This window comes from Serratia sp. J2 (genome assembly GCF_046269175.1).
GTDB classification, from domain to species: Bacteria; Pseudomonadota; Gammaproteobacteria; order Enterobacterales; family Enterobacteriaceae; genus Chania; species Chania fonticola_C.
This window is the reverse complement of the sequence record NZ_JBKABN010000020.1, coordinates 12916-29864: the sequence shown is the minus strand read 5'-3', so window position 1 is coordinate 29864 and position 16949 is coordinate 12916. Positions and strand designations below refer to the sequence as shown.

The 16949-nt window shown below is 54.2% G+C and carries 17 protein-coding genes; 11 read left to right on the top strand and 6 right to left on the bottom strand.

All coding sequences use genetic code 11. From position 1 onward, the window contains the following. The first annotated feature begins 130 nt into the window (after positions 1–130). The 6 genes from ACKWMY_RS19395 (at position 131) to ACKWMY_RS19370 (ending at position 2339) form a co-directional block, all read left to right on the top strand. Positions 131–277 carry a hypothetical protein gene (locus ACKWMY_RS19395; RefSeq protein ID WP_161629501.1) on the top strand — a complete coding sequence of 49 codons (147 nt, stop codon included), beginning with the start codon at positions 131–133 and terminating at the stop codon, positions 275–277. A gap of 143 nt (positions 278–420) precedes the next feature. After that, positions 421–819: a 30S ribosomal protein S6 gene (gene rpsF / locus ACKWMY_RS19390; RefSeq protein ID WP_004933634.1), complete on the top strand. Its 399-nt coding sequence runs from the start codon at positions 421–423 to the stop codon at positions 817–819. A gap of 8 nt (positions 820–827) precedes the next feature. Beyond that, the gene (priB, locus tag ACKWMY_RS19385) at positions 828–1145 is read left to right on the top strand and encodes a primosomal replication protein N (protein ID WP_065684090.1); all 318 of its coding nucleotides are present in this window, start codon (positions 828–830) and stop codon (positions 1143–1145) included. 4 nt (positions 1146–1149) lie between these two features. Further along, entirely contained in the window at positions 1150–1377 is a 228-nt protein-coding gene (gene rpsR, locus ACKWMY_RS19380; protein ID WP_000135199.1) for a 30S ribosomal protein S18, read from the top strand. A 39-nt stretch (positions 1378–1416) separates the two neighbouring features. Next, on the top strand, positions 1417–1869 hold the full coding sequence (gene rplI, locus ACKWMY_RS19375) for a 50S ribosomal protein L9 (RefSeq protein ID WP_004933629.1): 453 nt from the start codon (positions 1417–1419) through the stop codon (positions 1867–1869). A 110-nt stretch (positions 1870–1979) separates the two neighbouring features. Beyond that, on the top strand, positions 1980–2339 hold the full coding sequence (locus ACKWMY_RS19370) for a DUF488 domain-containing protein (RefSeq protein ID WP_024529094.1): 360 nt from the start codon (positions 1980–1982) through the stop codon (positions 2337–2339). Here the strand turns inward: ACKWMY_RS19370 and ACKWMY_RS19365 are convergent. Then, a complete protein-coding gene (locus ACKWMY_RS19365) occupies positions 2336–3004 on the bottom strand; it encodes an OapA family protein (RefSeq protein ID WP_024529093.1) in 669 nt (222 codons plus the stop codon). The two genes, ACKWMY_RS19370 and ACKWMY_RS19365, sit on opposite strands and share 4 nt — an antisense overlap. A 341-nt stretch (positions 3005–3345) precedes the next feature. On the opposite strand from ACKWMY_RS19365, the gene ACKWMY_RS19360 reads away from it, so the two are divergent. Continuing rightward, positions 3346–3966 carry a peptidylprolyl isomerase gene (locus tag ACKWMY_RS19360; RefSeq protein WP_021179017.1) on the top strand — a complete coding sequence of 207 codons (621 nt, stop codon included), beginning with the start codon at positions 3346–3348 and terminating at the stop codon, positions 3964–3966. Positions 3967–4013: 47 nt separating this feature from the next. Here the strand turns inward: ACKWMY_RS19360 and ytfE are convergent, their stop codons facing one another. Then, the gene (gene ytfE / locus ACKWMY_RS19355; RefSeq protein ID WP_211135361.1) at positions 4014–4679 is read right to left on the bottom strand and encodes an iron-sulfur cluster repair protein YtfE; all 666 of its coding nucleotides are present in this window, start codon (positions 4677–4679) and stop codon (positions 4014–4016) included. 120 nt (positions 4680–4799) lie between these two features. Further along, positions 4800–6752, bottom strand: coding sequence for a bifunctional 2',3'-cyclic-nucleotide 2'-phosphodiesterase/3'-nucleotidase (locus tag ACKWMY_RS19350; RefSeq protein ID WP_211135363.1), 1953 nt, complete (start codon positions 6750–6752; stop codon positions 4800–4802). 254 nt (positions 6753–7006) lie between these two features. Here ACKWMY_RS19350 and cysQ point away from each other — a divergent pair, with 254 nt between their 5' ends. Next, positions 7007–7747, top strand: coding sequence for a 3'(2'),5'-bisphosphate nucleotidase CysQ (cysQ, locus tag ACKWMY_RS19345; protein ID WP_024529090.1), 741 nt, complete (start codon positions 7007–7009; stop codon positions 7745–7747). A gap of 41 nt (positions 7748–7788) precedes the next feature. Here cysQ and ACKWMY_RS19340 read toward each other — a convergent pair whose 3' ends face one another. Beyond that, complete coding sequence (locus ACKWMY_RS19340; RefSeq protein ID WP_024529089.1) at positions 7789–8340, bottom strand: YtfJ family protein; 552 nt, start codon at positions 8338–8340, stop codon at positions 7789–7791. A gap of 330 nt (positions 8341–8670) precedes the next feature. On the opposite strand from ACKWMY_RS19340, the gene ACKWMY_RS19335 reads away from it, so the two are divergent. Continuing rightward, a complete protein-coding gene (locus tag ACKWMY_RS19335; protein ID WP_021179022.1) occupies positions 8671–8877 on the top strand; it encodes a DUF1107 domain-containing protein in 207 nt (68 codons plus the stop codon). A gap of 79 nt (positions 8878–8956) precedes the next feature. Here the strand turns inward: ACKWMY_RS19335 and ACKWMY_RS19330 are convergent, their stop codons facing one another. Next, positions 8957–10288, bottom strand: coding sequence for a hemolysin family protein (locus ACKWMY_RS19330; protein ID WP_021179023.1), 1332 nt, complete (start codon positions 10286–10288; stop codon positions 8957–8959). 175 nt (positions 10289–10463) lie between these two features. Beyond that, positions 10464–11102, bottom strand: a complete 639-nt coding sequence (gene msrA / locus ACKWMY_RS19325; RefSeq protein ID WP_199063289.1) for a peptide-methionine (S)-S-oxide reductase MsrA — start codon at positions 11100–11102, stop codon at positions 10464–10466. A 289-nt stretch (positions 11103–11391) separates the two neighbouring features. Between msrA and ACKWMY_RS19320 the strand changes: the two genes are divergently transcribed. Both ACKWMY_RS19320 and ACKWMY_RS19315 read left to right on the top strand, forming a co-directional pair. After that, positions 11392–13128, top strand: coding sequence for an autotransporter assembly complex protein TamA (locus tag ACKWMY_RS19320; RefSeq protein ID WP_024529086.1), 1737 nt, complete (start codon positions 11392–11394; stop codon positions 13126–13128). Beyond that, positions 13125–16949, top strand: a complete 3825-nt coding sequence (locus tag ACKWMY_RS19315) for a translocation/assembly module TamB domain-containing protein (protein WP_409486850.1) — start codon at positions 13125–13127, stop codon at positions 16947–16949. Before ACKWMY_RS19320 ends, ACKWMY_RS19315 begins: the two co-directional genes overlap by 4 nt.

Sequence of the window (16949 nt, the reverse complement as noted above, 5' to 3'; positions counted from 1 at the left end):
CGATATACTGTTCATTAAGCAAAAAGTTATTTATCAATCTTGAATAACTGCAACCCTTTATCGCTGCGCTTTCTGCGGCGGATAATTTAACTTTAGTCCGATAGTCAGGATTAAAAAGGGTGAGATTTTGATGGCCTTATTCAAAAAAAATGATAATGATTTCCAGTGGGCTGATGATTTTGTTGAAGGATTTTTAAAACCTATGGATCGGCATACATCGCTTTTTCTGCCAGCAAATCGTGCTATTTCTCGTGGCCTTACGCATAAACCTCAATAAATCCTACTCAGTCCTTGAGTTCCCCCCCTTGCGCCGGTATGATTACGCGTCATTTTTCAGCCGCACACATACACACGTTCCTTGCTTCCATGGGCCGCGGTTGACCCTGACAGGAGGCTGAATAATCCGTAAGGAGCAATTCGATGCGTCATTACGAAATCGTTTTTATGGTCCATCCTGACCAAAGCGAACAGGTTCCGGGCATGATCGAGCGTTACAGTGCTACCATCACTAACGCGCAAGGTCAGATTCACCGTCTGGAAGACTGGGGCCGCCGTCAACTGGCTTACCCGATCAATAAACTGCACAAAGCCCACTACGTTCTGCTGAACGTTGAAGCTCCGCAGGAAGCGATCGATGAGCTGGAAACTAACTTCCGCTTCAACGACGCCGTTATCCGTAGCATGGTTATGCGCGTTAAGCACGCGGTAACTGAAGCATCTCCGATGGTTAAAGCGAAAGACGAACGTCGTGGCGATCGCCGCGAAGACTTCGCTAACGAAACCGCAGATGATGCAGATGCTGGGGATTCTGAAGAGTAATTGCTGTCGTGACGGCTAATCGTCTGGTGTTGTCTGGCACAGTGTGCAAGACGCCGGTGCGAAAAGTGAGTCCTTCCGGGATACCCCACTGCCAATTTGTGCTTGAGCACCGATCGTCGCAGATGGAAGCCGGATTCAGCAGGCAAGCATGGTGCCGAATGCCCGTGGTTGTCAGCGGACAACAGTCACAAGCTTTAACTCAAAGATTAACGGTCGGCAGTCAGGTTACCGTTCAAGGCTTCGTTAGTTGCCATCAAGGGCGCAACGGGCTGAACAAATTGGTCCTGCATGCCGAGCAGATTGAATTGATAGATTCTGGAGACTAGCCAAATGGCACGTTATTTCCGTCGTCGCAAGTTCTGCCGTTTCACCGCGGAAGGCGTTCAAGAGATTGACTATAAAGACATCGCTACGCTGAAAAACTACATCACTGAAAGTGGTAAAATTGTCCCGAGCCGTATCACCGGTACTCGTGCAAAATATCAGCGCCAGCTGGCCCGTGCTATCAAGCGCGCGCGCTACCTGTCTTTGTTGCCGTACACTGATCGTCATCAGTAATCGGCCACTGTCCATTAACGACTTTGAGAGGATAAGGTAATGCAAGTTATTCTGCTTGATAAAGTAGCAAACCTGGGCAGCCTGGGTGATCAGGTTAACGTTAAAGCGGGTTATGCCCGTAACTTCCTGGTACCACAGGGCAAAGCTGTTCCTGCTACCAAGAAAAACGTAGAGTTCTTCGAAGCACGCCGTGCTGAACTGGAAGCCAAACTGGCTGACGTTCTGGCTGCTGCTGAAGCTCGCGCAACCAAGATCAACGAACTGGGTTCAGTCACCATCGCGTCTAAATCAGGCGACGAAGGTAAACTGTTCGGCTCTATCGGCACCCGCGACATCGCTGACGCAGTTACTGCGGCAGGCGTTGAAGTTGCCAAGAGCGAAGTTCGTCTGCCGAACGGCGTTCTGCGTACCACTGGTGAGCACGAAGTGCACTTCCAGGTACACAGCGACGTGTTCGCACAGCTGAATGTAGTTGTGGTTGCTGAAGCTTAATCGGCTTTAGTACACCAAGTTAAAACGCCAGCCTAGTGCTGGCGTTTTGCTTTTCAGCGCCGGGTAAAACGCGCTACTCTGAGGCTATCTGTTGGCAAGGAGAGGCGAAAATGGCAGAAGTTATCTTACAGCGAGTCTACGATTTCAGCGGCCCGGCACCGGAGCACTGCTATCTGACTGACCGGCTATGGCCGCGCGGTGTGAGTAAGGAAAGGTTGCAGGGCGTCATCTGGCTTAAGCAGGTGGCACCGGATACGGCGTTACGCCAGTGGTTTCATCAGCATACTGACCAGTGGGATGAGTTTGTTGCACTCTATCGCCAACAGCTGGCCACTAATGATGCCTGGCAGCCGCTGGTGGCGTTGTTAAGGAAAGGAGAACCGTTGACCCTACTGTATGGCAGCAAGGACACACAGCACAACCAAGGGGTTGTACTGCGTGATTTTCTGCTGGATCAGCTTCAAGATTAGCGAATGCGCAGGTAGCTGCCATCGCTCTGGCGGCGAAACAGGGCTTCACTGTTATCCACGGTGGTGACTGAGAGCGCGGTGATCACACCGTTAGCATTGCGTTCGATACGCACTTCTTGCCCGGCCTTCAGATTGCTGAGCGGCTTATCGTTGCCTTCAACCCGCGCCATGGCAAACACCTCGTTCACCGGCAGGTTGTTGTCACGGAACAGCTGCGCCAGGGTTTGGCCTGCCTGGATCTGATATCGCTGCCAACTATCGCTTTCGCCTGCCGTTTGCTGGCCGTCGTTTTGCAACTGAGCCTGTAACGGTATCTGGTTTTCCTGGCTGGTGACCGGGAACGGACGCGCGTTATCGTCGGAATACGGCCAAAGCAGCGACAGTAGCAGGATAGCACCAAAAATAATCACCCAACGGCGGTGAAAATACGGCAAAGGTTCCATCCAGTGGAGGCTGTCCGGCAGGTGCCATATTTTCAGCAACAACGCTTTGAGCCTTTGCCCCTTGCCGCTCTGCTGTGGCGGTGGTGAGTCTGGCTCATCGGTGGTTGCTGGCGTTTCCGGTGCCGGACCAGGCTTCAGGCGTTGGCTCAGATTCAGCCAGGTGCGTAGCAATGGCTGGTAGACACGGGTGGTTTTCCTTCTCCTGGGCGCGATTCTGCCCATGGTGACCTCTCTTCAACTGCGTAAAATTGTCACTTTACAAAAAGTGTATCGCTGACCCCAGTATACCCTATGGTTTCAAGCCGCAGTGCACTTGTGCACCGTCAGGGGCGAATAGTCTCTGCACTGCGCCACTTCGATGCCAGCCTTGAGCCGTACCGGGTCTATATCGCTAACTGTTTGAAGCGATTGGTAGCCGAGAGAATAATGACACCAAACGTTAACAGCAGGTTATTGTTTCTTTTTCTACGACAAAAGTCATCATTCTCCACACAAGATTTTACCCGGCTTTGCCGCGCTGTTATGCTGCGCTTTCGACTTTTTACAGACTAAAGGAAAACCCCATGACAACCCCTTCTTTTGATAGCGTTGAAGCGCAAGCAAGTTACGGGATTGGTTTACAGGTCGGTCAGCAACTGCAAGAGTCCGGCCTGCAAGGTTTACAACCAGAAGCTCTGCTGGCTGGCCTGCGTGACGCGCTGGAAGGGAATGCCCCGGCGGTTCCGGTAGATGTGGTCCATCGTGCGCTGCGTGAAATCCACGAACGTGCGGATGCTGTGCGTCTTGAGCGCCAGCAGGCGATGGCCGTTGAAGGCCAGAAGTTCCTGGAAGATAACGCCAAGCGTGACGAAGTGACGCTGACCGAGTCTGGCCTGCAGTTCTCCGTGCTGGAGCAAGGCAATGGCCCAATCCCATCACGTCAGGATCGCGTGCGTGTGCATTACACCGGTCGCCTGATCAACGGTGATGTGTTCGACAGCTCCGTTGAACGTGGTCAACCCGCCGAGTTCCCGGTCAGCGGCGTGATCCCCGGCTGGATCGAAGCTCTGACGCTGATGCCGGTTGGCTCAAAATGGCAGCTGTATATCCCTCACAACCTGGCCTATGGCGAGCGTGGTGCAGGCGCATCCATCCCGCCATTCAGCGCGCTGGTGTTTGACGTTGAGCTGCTCGAAATTCTGTAATCTACGTTGTGTCCCTCTCCCTTTGGGAGAGGGTTTAGGGGGAGGGGCTATTTGCCGCTCAGTGCGCGTGGGAACAGTAGGTTGTTCTCCAGATGGATATGCTCCATCAGATCGCTGATAAACGTATTGATACCACTGTACAGCGCCTGCCAGGTATTGCATGCCCCATCAGGTGGCGTGACGTTGTTGGTGAGGAATTTCACCACCTCCAACTGCTCGCCAGCCTCATCATGTTCATGTTCCATCACCGAAATCGGCCCTGCCGCCTGTTGCCCCATGCCTTGTTTAATCAGCGGGAACAGGATCTGTTCTTCCTTCATCATGTGATTTTCCAGATCGAGCCGGATCAGGTTTAGCTGCTTGGCCAGTCCGCGTGGGCAGGTGGGCTTGTCGCCGTGAACGCGTTCAACCTTTTCCGCCATCAACACCAGTTCTGACAGCTGTTCACGGTGGCGTTGGTGGAAGCGTGGCAGGATGTAATCGATGATCTCAGCCAGCGGAGCCCGGCGCCAATCGCGGGTATCCACCGGGTCTGCCGCCAGCGCGGCCAACTCACTTTCCAACTGATCCAGATCCAGTTCTTTGCGGCTGGCAGCGCGCTCCAGGGTTTGTTTACCCCCGCAGCAGAAGTCCAGATCGTAGTCGCGGAACAGCTTGCTGGCACGTGGGATCGCGATGGCGAGTGCGCCTAGGGATTGGTTACGGTAATCCATGATGATGCCCCTTTAAAGTAAGAAAACTATAACATGCATTTTAAATGCAGTTTAAAGGGTGCGCCATGGTTAAAAAGGGGTAGAGGCTAAAAGGCGCGCCGTAACGCGCCTAACGCGCAATTATTTGGCTTGTAGGTCGATCTTATACAGCTCAAAGCCGATGCTGTCGTTACCCGCCGATTTCATAGGATACTGGGCGTTATCCTTAATAAATGCAGCAGCCTTCTCGCTAGGGGAGGTCTCAAAGCGGATATCCAGCGGCTGTGGGCTGTGGAAACTGGCCAAACGCCAGTTATTGTCCGCCTGTGGATGCACCGCGCCGTGTTTCTGGGTTTCTTCGCTGATGTAGGCCGCCAATACCGCGCGGTTCTCATCCGGTGAAGCAAAGGCAATATGCTTATCGCCCGTTCCGGCAAACTTGCCGCCGTAGGCACGGTAGTTGTTGGTCGCAACCAGGAACTGGGCGTCAGGATCGATCGGCTTGCCCTTAAAGGTCAGCTGCTTGATACGCTCCGCCTGGTCATTGATCAGCGTACACTCTCCGTCGTAACGTGCCGGTTGGCTGACGTCGATTTGATAATTGACGCCGTCGATCACGTCAAAATTATAGGTGCGGAAACCGTCCCAATTGATCAGCCCCTGCGGTTTGCTACTGTTAACGTCAATTTGGTTGAACTGCCCGGCGGAGCACTCCAGCCACTCTTTCACTTCCTTACCGCTGGCTTTAACCACCACCAAGGTATTCGGGTAGAGATAGAGATCGGCGGCATTGCGGAAGGTGAGCTGGCCTTTTTCCACCTCGACAAAGCTGGCGGGATCGTTCTTGCGGCCGCCCACTTTGAACGGTGCTGCAGCGGCCAATACCGGCAGATCGGCCAGATCCGGATCGCCTTGAATATAACGCTCGACGTAGGCTCTTTGCGCATTGTTGACGATCTGCACGGTAGGATCGTCCTGGATCAGGGCCAGATAGCTGTACATATTGCCGTCGGACTTGCCGATAGGCTTGCTGACGAACTCACGCGTTCCCTTATGATCTTCCTCTAACACCTTGACCAGCGCGGGATCTTCCGCTGCCAACGAACGCTTGTTCTCTTTGTCATAAACCGGCCTGGCTTGCGCCTTCGCTGCGGTAACCTTCCAATTTCCCTCATCGTTATTCAATTGCAGATCCACGATGCCGAGATGATCGCCCCATTGGCCGGGCATCACCGCAGGTACGCCGTTCAGCAGGCCTTTATCGATATCCGCGCCTTTGATATTGGCGAAATCCTTGCTGGGGAACACCGCGTGCGCATGGCCGAACATGATGGCATCGATGCCTGGAACCTGGCTGAGGTAGTACACCGAGTTTTCCGCCATGGCCTTATAGGGATCGCTGGAAAGGCCAGAGTGGGGGATCGCGACGACCAGATCGGCACCTTGTTTGCGCATTTCCGGTACGTAGCGTTTGGCCGTTTCGGTGATGTCGTTTACGGTCACTTTCCCCTGCAGGTTGGCTTTATCCCATACCAGGATCTGCGGCGGCACAAAGCCGATATAGCCGATACGTAAAGTATGAGCTTGGCCATCACGGTCTTTTACCGGGGTATCGACAATAATGTAGGGAGTGAACAACGGTTTTTGCGTGGTGGCATCAATAACGTTGGCGTTGACGTAGGGGAATTTGGCACCGGCCAGGGCATTCTTCAGATAGTCGAGCCCGTAGTTGAACTCGTGATTACCGATATTGCCCACCACATAATCCAGGGTATTCATCGCCTTGTAGACCGGGTGGGTATCGCCAGGTTTCAAGCCCTTGGCGGCCATATAGTCAGCCATTGGGCTGCCCTGGATGATGTCACCGTTATCGACCAGCACGCTGTTGGTCACCTGCTGGCGAGCGTGTTGGATCAGGCTGGCGGTGCGCACCAGGCCGAATTTATCGGTGGGCTTATCCTTGTAATAGTCGAAGTCCATCATATTGCCGTGCAGATCGCTGGTTTCCAGCACGCGCAGGTCAACCGTGGCTGCCTGCGTTGAGGCGCAAACCAGCAGGGCCAGGGCAGATAGTCCCAAAGGGCGCTTGATCATGGTTATCTCCATTGGATTAATCTTAGAGTGGCATCTCAAAGGGGTATGTAATTACCACTCTCTTTATCAGCAAACTGTGAAGTCTGGCATAAATTGGCCGAATGTAACGGACAGATATGCAAAGTTGTGACAGAGAAGACTTGAATAAATACCGCAGCTTAGCGAGTTGAGATGGATATTCCGCCCAAAAAAAACTAGGCTGCAAGCTATAGAAAGGGGAAATGTCCCACGGAACTTAATGTCTGAGGTGCACTATGTTGGAGCAGATTTGCCAGCTGTCCCGCGAGGCGGGTACGGCGATCATGGCGGTATATCATGGTGAACAACCGCTTGATGTGGCGCAGAAAAAAGATGATTCACCGGTGACTGCCGCGGATTTGGCCGCGCACCATATTATCAAACGAGGTCTGGCGGCACTGACGCCGGAGATCCCACTGCTCTCAGAGGAAGACCCTCCTGCCTGGGAAGTCCGCCGTAACTGGACGCGTTACTGGCTGGTCGATCCGTTGGACGGTACCAAAGAGTTTTTAAACCGTAACGGTGAGTTCACGGTCAATATCGCGCTGATCGAAGAGGGTGAGGCGGTAATGGGAGTGGTCTATGCTCCGGCGATGGACGTGCTGTATCTGGCCGAACGCGGCAAGGCCTGGAAGGAAGAGGGGGGCCGACGTCGTGAGATTAGCGTCAGTAATGCCGAGCTACCGTTGGTAGTGGTCAGCCGCTCTCATAGTGATGAGGAATTACAGGATTATCTGCAACAGTTGGGCGCACACCAAACCATCTCTGTAGGTTCGTCACTGAAGTTCTGCCTGGTGGCGGAAGGGCGGGCGCAGCTTTACCCACGGTTTGGGCCAACCAATATCTGGGATACGGCGGCAGGGCACGCGGTAGCGGTAGCAGCCGGGGCTCAGATCCACGATTGGCAGGGCAAGCCGCTGTTATACACCCCGCGTGAGTCTTTCCTGAACCCTGGCTTTAGGGTTTCTCTGTTTTAGGCTGCGCACCGCGTATCGCCGTGCGGGACGCCGTTTAAGCGCTATTTCAGCAACTGGTGCAGCATCTCCATCACCTGCTGCACCTCTTGCGGCGTCAGTGCGCCATCTTTGGCAAACTGGATCTTGCCTTCTTTATCGAGCACCACAATTGCCGAGCCTTTTGGTTGCAGGTCCCAGGCTTTTTTGACGTTGCCATTACTGTCGACAATGAACTGCGACCAAGGGAACTCTTTCTTGCTGTCTTCAATACTGTTACGCACAAAGATGGCGGTGCCGATGATGGCGTCGTCGGTATTGACGATGGTCGTCGTTTGGTAACGATCGTGCGGTAGCTTAGCGGCTTTGATGGCTTCAATCAGCGGATCGTTGAGCTCTTTGGCCGAAGTGCGGCCAGCAATATGTTGCACCACTCGCACTTTTCCACTGAGCTGCGCGCTATTCCAACCTTTGTAGCTAAACTTATTATCAACATAGTCCAACTCACCTTTATCGCTGACGCCGATAGGTGCCACGCGCTGGTGGAGCTGAAGGTTGTGAGCAGAGGCCAACATCGGGGCCAACAGCAGCGATATTATCAGCATGCTATTTTTCATGCGTTCTCCTGCAGAGGGAAATAAGTCTCAATATGACTCAAGGTGATTAAAGCATAGGTGCTCATCCGAGGTCTGTCCTGTTAACCGGATCGCAGTTTTTCCTTCTGGCGACAATTACGCGCTTTTTGAATAGATATACTGCAAAGGTTATAAATAGGTATACACAATTCTGTCAGAAAGTGTAAATCCAGGATAGAAATCCAGGCGAAGTTGAACGAAATGGTCTTTACTCAGTCTACTAGAAAGCAATCAAGTTGCGCTCCGAATGTCGAGGTGGCCACTTTGGCCGCTCGCTGAGCGCATGGATCCAATGGGAGGAGAGTAACAACTATGAGAATCTTCCAGCGTTATAACCCACTGAAAGTGGCTACGTATGTAAAAACCCTGTTCCGGGGGCGGCTGTACATCAAGGATGTGGGGGCGTTCGAATTCGACAAGGGGAAAATCCTGTTGCCGAAGGTTCGTGACAAACGCCACTTCAATGTGATGTCAGAAGTTAACCGGCAGGTGTTGTTACTGCAGGCCGAAATGGGCTAAAGCGCGATGTATGGAGTACCTGCAAAGCAAAGTAACTGCGGCCCCTTAGGGGCCGCTAATGTTTCTACCGCAGGAGAATTTAGGCCTGAGGTGTTTCATCTGGGGCTTTTGGTAGCACTGTGATCGGTTTGTCGACCAGCCTGGTGACCAATAGCTGATCAATTTTGTAGCTGTCGATATCGACCACTTCAAACTTGTACCCGGCATATTTTACAAAGTCGGTACGTTTCGGGATTTTGCGCAGCATATACATCATAAAGCCGCCAATGGTTTCGTAGTTGCCAGCCTGTGGGAACTCATCGATATGCAGTACACGCATCACGTCTTCGATTGGCGTCCCACCTTCAATCAGCCACGAGTTCTCATCACGCGTCACGATCTGCTCTTCCTGACCTTGGCCTACCAGGTCCCCCATCAGCGTGGTCATCACATCGTTCAGCGTAATAATCCCGACCACCAAAGCATATTCATTGAGGATCACCGCAAAGTCCTCACCGGCGGTTTTAAAGCTTTCCAGCGCTTCTGACAGGGTTAGAGTATCCGGCACGATCAGCGCCGAGCGGATCTGCACACCGCTGCTCAGTACCAGGCTCTGGTTGCCCAAAACGCGGTTCAGCAGGTCTTTGGAGTCAACATAGCCAACGACCTGATCGATATGGCCGTCGCACACCAGGAACTTGGAATGCGGGTGAGTGGAGATCTTTTCTTTAATACTGTCTTCGCTTTCCCGCAGGTCGAAGTAAATCACGCTTTCGCGGGACGTCATTGAAGAGGGCACGGTGCGCGATTCCAACTCGAAGACGTTTTCAATCAGCTCATGTTCCTGTTTGCGCAGTACCCCGGCCAGCGCGCCAGCTTCCACCACCGCGTAAATATCTTCGGAGGTGATGTCGTCTTTACGCATCATCGGCAGCTTGAACATGCGGAAAATCAGGTTGGCCATGCCGTTGAAGAACCAGACCAGCGGGCGGAACAGCATGATCGAGAAACGCATCGGGTTGATGATCCGGACGGCAACCGTCTCTGGTGCAATCATACCGATGCGCTTCGGCGTTAAATCCGCGAACAGGATGAACATGCTGGTCACCATCACAAACGAGCACATAAAGCTTACCTGTTCGGAAATCTCGGGTGACAGAAAACGGTCGAAAATCAATTTGAAACTGGGGGAGAAGGCTGCATCGCCAACGATACCGCCGAGGATGGCCACGGCGTTGAGGCCGATTTGCACCACGGTAAAGAAAATACCCGGGGTTTCCTGCAGCTTAAGGACCCTGGCGGCATTGATGTTACCTTCATCAGCCATCAGTTTGAGTTTGATCTTGCGTGACGCAGCCAGAGAGATTTCTGAAAGCGAGAAAAACGCACTCACTGCGATCAGAAAAAGAATCAGTAAAATACTGTTTAACATAGTCTATCCATTCGTACCGACGGGATGTCGGCGATCTTTCGGAGGGGTAATACCGTTTAAAAAGGTGGATCCAAGGTGCGTTATATCACGCGCCCACAAAAGCGGGCCGCAAACGCGGCCCAACACAGTATAGCAGTTGCCCCGTGAGGGCCGCCAGTGGTTAAAAATTAACAGCTTAACCCTGTGGAGGCAGGCACACCCCAATGCCGCCCAGGCCACAATAGCCGCCTGGATTCTTATGCAGGTATTGTTGGTGGTCATCTTCTGCATAGTAGAAAGGCAGTGCCGGTGCGATTTCGGTGGTGATGGTGCGCTGATCGCCCGCTTTATCCATCGCCTGTTGGAATGCTTGCAGGCTTTGCTCCGCTTCGGCCTGTTGTTCTGCATCCAGGTAGTAAATAGCAGAGCGGTATTGGGTACCGATATCCCCGCCCTGACGCATGCCCTGCGCAGGATCGTGGTTTTCCCAGAATACCTGTAACAGTTGGCGATAGCTGATGACCTGCGGGTCAAAGACTACGCGTACCACTTCGGCATGCCCAGTCTGGCCGCTGCATACCTCCCGATAGGTTGGATTTGGCGTATAGCCACCGCTGTAACCTGCGGCAGTGCTATAAATCCCCGGCTGTTGCCAAAACAGGCGTTCAACGCCCCAAAAGCAGCCCATGCCGAAGATGGCCGTTGCCATCCCCTCGGGTACGAAGGTCATGGAATGGCCGGTCACCTCGTTAAGCGCAGCGACGGGCATTGGCGTTGTACGGCCAGGAAGCGCACTTGCCTTATCGATGTTGTGAGACTTATCAAAAGATTGCATCATGTTTGACTCCCATTGCCATAATAAGAATTAGCCTAATAGGGACGCGTGTCAGTTGTAACTGGCCGCTTCTTTGCCCACAATAAGCCCTATCTAAGGTTTATGTATCAGCTTAACGCAGTATTTTGAGCGCCAAAAGCTAAGAATGCGTCTTGTTTTCGGTAACGGTCGATGCCGCATGGGCAGCGTCTGGGATCTAAAGGTAAGGGGGGCAGTCTGATAGCGCAGCACCGCCCCAGCACCAGAGCAAAGGTACTGACAGGACAGAAAAATCAATTAAGGAGCACCTGTGCCACGATATCGTGTCCTTTGCATGTTATGTGCGCTATTCGTTACGCCGTCGGTGTTAGCAGCGAATGTGCGGCTGCAGGTTGACGGCCTGAGTGGGGATTTGGAGCGCAACGTTCGTGTGCGCCTTTCGGCGATCACGCCGGAAGAGGTTAATGCCGAAGGGCGTTTTCGCGCTCGGGTGGATGCTGCCATCCGCCTGGGGTTGCGGCCGTTGGGCTATTATCAGCCTACGATTGAATTCACCTTTGATGATAACCCGAAGCTTTCGCGGCCGGTATTGATCGCCAAGGTCGATCCGGGTGAACCGGTGCGTATTGCAGGTGTGGATATCCAGCTGCAAGGCGGGGCCAGAACCGACGAAGATTACCTGAATCTGGTCAGAACCGATCGCCCAACGATTGGCGAGATCCTCAACCATGGTCAGTTCGACAGTTTTAAAAGTTCGCTGACCAACCTGGCGCTGCGTAAAGGCTATTTTGATGCTCAAATGCTCAAGAGCCAACTTGGCGTGGCGGAAGAGTTGCATAAGGCGTTCTGGGACATTGATTTCGACAGTGGTGAGCGCTATCACTTCGGCAAAGTGATTTTCAAGGGCTCGCAAATCCGCGAGGACTATCTGCAAAATCTGCTTCCCTTCCATCAGGGGGATTATTACAGTTCGAACGATCTTGCCGAACTTAACCGCCGTTTATCTGCCACCAACTGGTTCAACTCGGTGGTGGTGTCTCCAGACTTTACCGACTCTAAAGAGAGCAAGATCCTGCCGTTAGATGCGGTGGTGACGCCACGAAGCAGCAATATCGTGGAGCTAGGTGGTGGTTTTTCTACCGACATTGGCCCGCGTGTACGGGGAACCTGGCGTAAGCCCTGGCTGAACGATCGGGGCCACAGCCTGACCACCACCGCCAGTATTTCCGCGCCAGAGCAGCAGTTGGATCTGACCTACAAAATCCCGTTGCTGCGTAGCCCGCTGGAACAGTATTACCTGTTGCAGGCCGGTTTCAAACGTACGGACCTGAACGATACTCAATCTGACAGTACCAAGGTCGTGGCTTCTCGTAACTGGGATCTTTCCAGCGGTTGGCAGCGTGCGATCAACCTCAGTTGGCGTCTGGACCACTTTACCCAAGGTACCGTCACCAATACCACCATGCTGCTTTATCCTGGTGTGTCCATCAACCGTACGCGTTCACGCGGTGGCCTGATGCCGGTATGGGGCGATAGCCAGCGCTACTCCATTGACGTGTCGGATACCACTTGGGGCTCCGGGGTCGATTTTGCGCTACTGCAGGCGCAGAACGTCTGGATCCGCACCTTGGGCGAGAAAAACCGCTTTGTGGTCCGTGGCCAGGTCGGCTGGATCGAAACCAACGATTTTGACAAGGTGCCGCCGGATTTGCGCTTCTTCGCCGGTGGCGATCGCAGTATCCGTGGTTATAAATTCCAGGGCATTTCCCCGCGTGGAGATGATGGCAAGCTGACCGGTGCCTCTAAAATGGTGACGGGGTCGCTTGAGTATCAATATAACGTCACCGGCCGTTGGTGGGGGGCGATGTTTGTGGATTCCGGGCAGGCGGTCAATAAATTCTCAGACAGCGATTTCAAGACGGGGGCGGGCGTCGGCGTGCGCTGGCAGTCGCCGGTAGGGCCGGTGAAACTGGATATCGCCGCGCCGGTTGGGGATAAAGAGACCCACGGCCTACAGTTTTATATCGGTTTGGGGCCTGAACTATGAGCCTGATAAAAAAGATTTGTCTGGGATTTTTGATCCTGCTGTTGCTGCTGATCGGCACGTTGGCGTTTTTGCTTGGCACCACGACCGGCTTGCATATGGTAATCAACGGGGCTGCCCGCTGGGTACCCGGGTTAGAAATTGCGGAGGTCAGTGGTGGCTGGCGCGATCTGACCCTGAAAGGCGTGAAGTATCAGATGCCGGGCGTGGCGGTTAACGCCGGGCAGTTCCATCTCTCGCTCGATCTCTCCTGTTTTAAACGCAGTTCATTGTGTGTCAATGCGCTGACCGCACAGGATGTTGATGTGGTGGTGAAAACCGCCGAAATGGCGCCTTCTGCGCCGGTTGAGGAAAGCAGCGAACCGATCGGCGATCTCAGCACGCCTTATCCCATTACCCTGCGTAAGCTGGCGTTGAATAACGTCAAGGTTACCGTGGACGACACGGCGATCTCGCTGGGGGAATTCAGCACTGGCGCACAGTGGCAGGAACGTGCGTTGACGTTGATGCCAACTACGGTTCGCGCTTTGCTGGTCGCCTTGCCAAAAACGCCGGTCAATCCTTTACCGGAAGCGCTGCAGCCAACTGCGGAGAAAGTGGCGGACAAGTTGGCAGAGAAAACGCCGGTTGTGCCAGCATTGGTGCCACCGCCAGTGGAAGAGAAACCGTTGGGCGAAACCCTGAAGGCGCTGTTTGCCAAACCGCTGCTGCCGGATCTGCCAGAAATTCGTCTGCCGCTTGATATTACCGTTGAGGAAATCAACGGCGAGCAACTACATCTGACCGGGGACACTGAGGTGTCGATCACCCGCTTGCAGCTGCAGGCCAGCACCAAAGATCAGCACATTCAGTTGGATCGCTTTGACGTGAGATCGCCGCAAGGCATGATTTCCGCCAAAGGGCAGGCAACGCTGACCGGCAGTTGGCCGGTGGAGATGGTGGCCAACAGCACGCTGAATATCGATCCGCTGAAAGGCGAGAAGATGAAGCTGAATGTGTCTGGTGGGCTTCGTGAAGAGCTGAAAGTAGCGCTTAACCTGTCTGGCCCTGTTGGTGCGCAGCTGGATGTGCAAACCCAGTTGGCAGAGGTGGGGTTGCCCTTGGCGTTGACGCTGCAAAGCAAACAGCTGAAATGGCCGCTGACCGGCGAGGCGCAGTATCAGGTTAATGACTTCCGCCTGCGCTTTAACGGCAAGGCCGCAGATTATGCGTTATCTAGCCGCGCCAATTTCAAAGGCCAGGATCTGCCACCGGCAGTGCTACAGCTGGATGGTAAAGGTAATCTTGAACAGTTCAGGCTCGAGCGCTTGCGGTTGGTTGCGCTGGAGGGGAATACCGATCTGACGGCGCTGGTGGACTGGAGTAAAGCGATCAGTTGGACATCACAACTGACGCTTTCAGGCATTAATACCGCCAAGCAATGGCCGGAATGGCCAGCGCGCTTGGAAGGGAAAATCACTACTCGTGGCAGCCTGCACGGCGGCAGTTGGCAATTACAGGTACCGGTGCTGCAGCTTGACGGCAATGTGAAACAAAACAAGGTATCGGCACGTGGTTCCCTGCGTGGCAATGCGGCCGGGCAGTGGACGATCCCAGGTATCGATCTGGCGTTAGGGCGCAATACGCTCAACGTCAAAGGCCAGTTGGATGAGAAAAGCTGGGTGCTGGATGCCAATGTTGATGCAGCACATCTCGATGGCGCTTTGCCTGGCCTTGCTGGGAATGTCCGCGGGCAGTTGAAGCTGCGCGGGAATATGCAGGCACCACAGTTATTGGCAGACCTGACCGCGACAGGCCTGCAATGGCAGGCGCTGCACATCAATCGGATTAAGGTCAACGGCGATGTCCGTTCCAGCGATCAGATCCAGGGGCAGCTGGCGGTACGGGTTGAACAGCTCAAACAGGATACGTTGCAGGTCAATCTGTTGACGTTGGATGCCAAAGGCAGCGAGCGCCAACATCGGTTGCAATTGAACATCGATGGCAAGCCAGTCTCCGGGCAATTGGCGCTGGAGGGCAGCTTTGATCGCCAGCAACAACGCTGGCGAGGCAACCTGAACAACACTCGCTTTGATACGCCGGTAGGCGAATGGCGTCTTAGCCGTGCCATCGCGTTGGATTACCTGAATACGCAACAGAAGATCAGCGTAGGACCGCATTGCTGGGTGAACCCGAATGCCGAGCTGTGCGTTCCTAGAACCATCGAGGCGGGGGCCAGCGGCCAGGCCAGCGTAGTACTCAACCGCTTTGACCTGGCGATGATCAAACCGTTCCTCGGGCCGGATACCTCCATGAACGGGGTCTTTACTGGTCGAGCTGACGTGAGTTGGCAACCGGGGGGCGCATTGCCACAGGCGAAGGTTTCACTAGTGGGCAAAGGGGTGAAAGTGGTGCAGCAGGTGCAAGGCAACGCATTGCCGATTGCCTTTGACACGCTAAACCTCAATGCAGGTCTGAACAATGGCCGGGCGCAGGCAGACTGGCTGATCAAGCTGACCAATAACGGCCAGTTTAACGGCAACGTTCAGATCGCCGATCCGCAGGTACGCCGCACTATCAGCGGCAACGTAAATATCACCAATGTGTCGCTGGCGCTGCTTAACCCGATACTGACGCAGGGCGAGAAAGCTGCGGGGATGCTGAATGCCAACCTGCAATTAGGCGGTAATGCGCAGAACCCCCTGGTGTTTGGCCGTCTGGCGTTGGATAAGGTGGCGATCGTTGGCCACTGGATGCCGTTTGATATGACCGAAGGCCGCCTGGCGATGAACTTCAACGGGATGACCTCGACCCTGGAGGGATTGCTGGCGACCACTCATGGGCAGCTCAACCTTGCCGGGGATGCCGACTGGCGGGATATCAATGCCTGGCGTGCACGTATTGCAGCCAAGGGCGATCGGCTACGGGTGACCCTGCCGCCAATGATACGTATTGATGTTTCGCCGGATGTGGTATTTGAAGCCACGCCGCAGCTGTTCTCACTCAACGGTAGCGTAGCTATCCCTTGGGCGCGCATCACGGTGCAGGAGCTACCAGAAAGTGCGGTCGGAGTTTCTCCTGATGAAGTGATGTTGAATAACCAGCTCAAGCCGATCCAACCGGCGACGGCAGGGATCCCAATCAACAGTAACCTGACGATCCGCGTGGGTAACGACGTGCGTCTGGATGCATTTGGTCTGAAAGCCAGCCTGCGTGGCGATCTGCGTGTGGCACAGGACCGAAATGGTCTGGGGGTGCATGGCCAGATTAATATTCCATCGGGGCGCTTCCATGCTTATGGTCAGGATCTGCTCGTGCGCAAAGGCCAACTGATCTTCTCTGGGCCACCGGATCAACCGCTGCTGAATATTGAGGCGATCCGTAATCCGGACGCCACGGAAAATGATGTGACCGCCGGTGTCCGCGTGACCGGCATGGCCGATGCGCCAAGGCTGGAAGTGTTCTCCGATCCGGTCATGTCTCAGCAAGAAGCGCTGTCTTACCTGCTGCGCGGCCAGGGATTAGGGGCTGGCGGTGCCGATGGCAACGCCATGACCTCAATGTTAATTGGCATGGGGGTTGCACAAAGTGGTCAACTTGTGGGTAAAATCGGCGAGGCGTTTGGCGTAAGTAATCTGGCCCTGGATACCGAGGGAGTTGGCGACAGCTCTCAGGTAGTGGTGAGCGGCTATGTCCTCCCTGGCTTACAAGTAAAATATGGGGTGGGGATCTTCGACTCATTGGCCACGCTGACGTTGCGATACCGCCTGATGCCTAGGTTGTATCTGGAAGCGGTGTCTGGTCTCGACCAGGCACTGGATGTGCTCTATCAGTTTGAGTTTTAG